Below are 1,074 nucleotides of genomic sequence, written 5' to 3'. Positions count from 1 at the left end.
ATCGCACCCGGGGCAAAGTAAGCTTGCTTGCTGTTCCAGTAGGCATAGCTGATTTCATCAACGTGGCCATCTGGCTGAATAACAAAGGCTGTGCTTTTATCCGCAATATCAAGCAACTCACCTTTTGGTAACACAGAGAGGTAGTTATCTAACTGGCCATGCTCAATCAACTTGAGCTTATGTGCTTGTTTTACGGCCCCACCCAAAGTTAGGTCTGTTGGCCTTTGGGTAAGATATAAGTTAAAGCGCTGCGTTTGGTTTGACTTATCCGCTTCAAGTACAATGCCTTTCGAAACCATTATGTCTTTTGAAAGCAAGAGCGGATTTTTTTCTGATTGGGAAATCACTGCGTTTCTGTCTAAATCAACAAAGTAACGCGCTTGGTATTCAAAGGACTCCAATTGTGCAATAACTGGCTTTACTTGCGGTTCTTGAAGTGCCAATTGATTCAACTGTTCAATCACTTGTGCTTTTAAAGTATCAATTTGTTGTTGTGCATTGAGGTCAAACAATTGTGCTGATAATGGAAAATAACCTAACGCACCATTAGCATTTGCGTCATTTAGCACCTGCTCGATACGGACGGGCTTTGAGTAGTTAAGAGTAATTCCCTGCACTGGTAACTCAACGCTAAGTTGTGGTTCTTGATCTTCTGGATCTATAGGAAGAGCGTGTATAACGCTTGATAAGAATAACGAAGAGCAAAGCGAAGCCAATGCAGCAAGTTTACCGAGTTTCATTAATGATTTCATACTGTCTACCACCATCGATTAGTTCGCTTGATAAGGCTTAAGTAGGGTTAGTTCTAAACGAGTCATATCTGGGCCAAGGTACTGAACTGTTTTCACTACCTTGCCTTGGCTGTTTACCCAATATTCGTTTTCAATCTGCTCGCCCAGTGCTGAGTAGTTTACTTGTTCGATAAACTTGCTTGTTTGAATAGCTGCTAGCGGTGTTTGTACCGTTTCTTGAGTTATGTAAGTTCGAACAATGTCAGCGCTATAACCAAATCGGTAATCTGGCTGCCAATCATAAGTGGCTTGCCACTGTTGCGCTTTAGGTTGAGTTGATAGG

At 42.1% G+C, this 1,074-nt stretch carries 2 protein-coding genes; both read right to left on the bottom strand.

The window, feature by feature from the left end; genetic code table 11:
* A partial coding sequence (locus tag KIV40_RS33875; protein WP_285353817.1) for a capsule biosynthesis GfcC family protein occupies nt 1-752 on the bottom strand: 752 nt, incomplete at its 3' end.
* An 18-nt stretch (nt 753-770) separates the two neighbouring features.
* On the bottom strand, nt 771-1,074 hold a 304-nt coding region (locus KIV40_RS33870), incomplete at its 5' end, for a YjbF family lipoprotein (protein WP_285353815.1).

The organism is Vibrio sp. D173a, assembly GCF_030248475.1.
The sequence above is the reverse complement of the archived record's forward strand: the minus strand, read 5'-3'. Positions and strand labels throughout refer to the sequence as shown.